The 3,353-nt window shown below is 36.1% G+C and carries 3 protein-coding genes; all 3 read right to left on the bottom strand.

Going from position 1 to position 3,353, the window contains the following annotated elements; genetic code table 11:
- The coding region (locus F6K54_RS42115; protein ID WP_293090442.1) for a DHH family phosphoesterase at positions 1–1,073 on the bottom strand (1,073 nt) is incomplete at its 3' end.
- Positions 1,074–1,483: 410 nt separating this feature from the next.
- Positions 1,484–2,290, bottom strand: a complete 807-nt coding sequence (locus F6K54_RS42110) for a transposase (RefSeq protein ID WP_293090441.1) — start codon at positions 2,288–2,290, stop codon at positions 1,484–1,486.
- Positions 2,265–2,513 (bottom strand): hypothetical protein, encoded by a 249-nt coding sequence (locus tag F6K54_RS42105; RefSeq protein WP_293090440.1) that lies wholly within the window; start codon positions 2,511–2,513, stop codon positions 2,265–2,267. Before F6K54_RS42105 ends, F6K54_RS42110 begins: the two co-directional genes overlap by 26 nt.
- Positions 2,514–3,353 lie beyond the last annotated feature (840 nt).

Raw genomic sequence — 3,353 nt, 5'->3', positions numbered from 1 at the left:
TTCACAATTTGTGGATCGGCAATACGTCCCACTGCATTGATGCGGGGGCCAAGGCGAAAACCAATATCATCAGGTTTAAGAGATTTTTGATTTCCCTCTTCCCTCTTCCCTCTTCCTTCTTTATGAGTTCCATCTTCTTTCTTCCCTCTTCCTTCTTCATAAGTTCCCTCTTCCCTCTTCCCTCTTCCTTCTTCCTTCTTCCCTCTTCCTTCTTCCTTCGCTTGAACACCAGATACTTGAATTAATGCTTGCACTCCTGGTAACTGAGAGTGAGGCAAATATTGTAACCCCCGTTTCACCAAGCGACGGTTTACCCCAGTTAAGGGTGCCAAGTCAGCAATAGTACCCAGGGTAAATAATTCTAAAAGTGGCTTAATTAAACCTTGAGTTTTTCCCAAACGTTGCGCTAGAGATACTGCCAAAACATAAGCAACTCCCACTCCTGCCACACTCCGATAAGGAGAAGTTTCCGAAATAAGTTTGGGGTTAAGGATAGCATGAGCTGGTGGTAGTTTCGGTGGAATATCGTGGTGATCCGTGATAATTACATTTACACCTAATTCCCTTGCCCTAGCAATAGGTTCATAGGCAGCGATACCATTATCTACAGTGAGAATGAGACTTACTCCTTCCTGATGAAATTCCTCAACAATACGTTGGTTAATGCCGTAACCTTCCTGCATTCGACTAGGAATAGCATAGTCAACTTTTGCCCCTAGATGTTTGAGAGCGCGCAACAATAAAGCAGTGCTAGTCATGCCATCTGCATCATAGTCACCACAAATAGCAATTTTTTGTTCTTGAGAAATTGTAGTTTGTAATAAATTGAGACTAATATCTAAGTCGGGAAATTCTTCTATTGGTAGAGGTAGTTTTATTGACTCAGGATCTAAAAATGCTTGTGCTTGTTCTATAGTAGAAATATCCCGGTTAATTAATGTCTGGGCAATTAGGGGTGATATTTCTAGAGTTTTGGCTAGTTGTTTAGTTATTTCTGGTTGTTCTGGATATATTAGCCATCTTTGGTTAGGTAGGTTTTGCTGTTTTGGTGAAAGGGGGAAATTATTTTGCATATTTGAAGAAGGAAGAAGGAATAGGGAAGAAGGAAGAAGGCAGAAGGAAAAAAAGGAAAAAGTGTGGCCATCCTGCCCGCGAATACGGGAGCAAGGGAATACGGGATTGACTACTCCCCGGAGGTCAGTCACGGGGATTCTAAGTTGATACTACGCAACAGGATAAATCCGTGTTGCTTCGTTTTTTCTTAGCTGACCAAAGATATATTCTTTGGGGACAAGTCAAAGTGCCCCTACACAGTCGGCTTAAGTCTAAACTTAGCTTTCTGCTTACTTTTGCAATTATATTTGCAGCCCCGTTACAGTCTGCATTAATTAACCAATTATTACTACTTCTATACAAACCACGCTTTATTCTTTTTCCTGATGGTTTCCAATCATTGGGTTTCTCACCATAATTAGGCAGATAGTCACCATCTAAAAATGAAGCAATACTTGTATAACAATCTTTCTGTTTCTATAAATAGAATCCCATATTCAGAGCATAAATGAGCTATTCTTTCTTTCAGTCTAGCTGTGGGAATTGGTACAAATTCTGAATTACTTTTTTTGCCTAATTTGATTTGATTTTTCTGACCTTTATTCCAACCAAATACAATTGTACCAATAGAATTTTTTAAACAATGATTAATGACTATTCTAGCTGCTTTATTAATACCGTCACGCATTTGGCGGTTACGTTTTTCTGTAATGGCAGCTAGTTTATTTGACCAAAATCCTAAAGGTTTATTTTCTTTGATAGTTGATACCTGTTTATTGTACCAACGATTCATTGATTTGAGATGTTTCCCATCTACTATCAAGCTAGTACCCACATTCGATACACAGGTCAGCAAATTATTTACACCATGATCAATTCCTAATACATTTTCTTGATTTAATTGAGGTTTAACTACTATTTCTTTTTCATAGACAAATTCCAAATAAAAACATCTGTTCCTCGGTAATATTCTCAGTTCTTTCAGAGATGAAAATTCTCTTATACTCGGCATTGGAATTAAAAAGCTATCTAGACCAAACCAGCGTTTACAGGTATTACCTAGTGGCACTCTAATTTGATTATCTTTAAGTTTTAATGCTTGAGCCGGGTAACTAACTGTAGCCATTCCCCCTTTTTTTCTGTAGTTAGGAATCCTTGGTCTGTCTGAGATTTTTCCTTCACTGTAGGCTTTTATTAGACCATAATAAGACCTAAATGATTCCGCTACAGTTCTCAATATTTGTTGTGCTGAAGAGCGAATGTAGAACTTTATAGTGATTGTTCTTTTTGTATACCTTTTCTAAGTCATACTTGCCAATGGCTTTTTGAGACTTAAAATATAATTGTCTGGCATAATATATTCCCATGTTAGTGAGCTTGTGAGACTGTTCGCACAAGAATGTTAAAATAGCAATTAATTCGGGATTTTTACCTACTAAAACTTGCTGACAACAGTACATTTGAAACGAGGGTTGGATGGCTTACCCCTGAGTAATAATAGCATAGGACCACTTTAGTTGTCTAGTATAAACAACTCGGTTGTTTTCATCCCCGGTTCAAAAACGGGGGCCTTCAATGTGGCTTTTTGGTCAAATAAAATACCGAAGATTAAAATCCGACTCCTCGCCTTTCATCCATCGCTTAAAAGACGATGGCTTTCATGCTCCCGTGTTATTTAGGTAAGATGCTCCCACTACCGTGTCTCGTAACAAATATAATTACAATGCACTACCACCTTAATTGTTTATATTCAGAATCATATTATACCAACCGTGAAAAAAGAATACTTAACTTAAGTGAAATTTCAATTATCAAGTAATTAACACGCTAATTCAACAAAGCCATTATTAATTATTAATTATTAATTATTAATTATTAATTATTAATTATTACCGCTCCCCCGCTCAAAAAAATGTAGCAAACATTTATCAAATTGGTATTATTGGGAGGAAAAATTTTCAAAACTTTAATCAGACAAAAATATTTAAGACAAATACTGTTCCGGAACACTTATAACCAATGGTTGCTTCATTTATTAAAAAGCTCAAATTCTCAAATTATCAAATACTCATAGCTGATGATTAGGAGGAAAAATTTTCAAAACTTTAATCAGACAAAAATATTTAAGACAAATACTGTTCCGGAACACTTATAACCAATGCTTGCTTCATTAATTAAAAAGCTCAAATTCTCAATTGCTCAAATACTCATAGCTTATTATTAGGAGGAAAAATTTTCAAAACTTTAATCAGACAAAAATATTTAAGACAAATACTGTTCCGGAACACTTATAACCAATG

This window comes from Okeania sp. SIO3B5 (assembly GCF_010692555.1).
In the GTDB taxonomy this organism is placed as follows: Bacteria; Cyanobacteriota; Cyanobacteriia; order Cyanobacteriales; family Microcoleaceae; genus Okeania.
The sequence above is the reverse complement of the archived record's forward strand: the minus strand, read 5'-3'. Positions and strand labels throughout refer to the sequence as shown.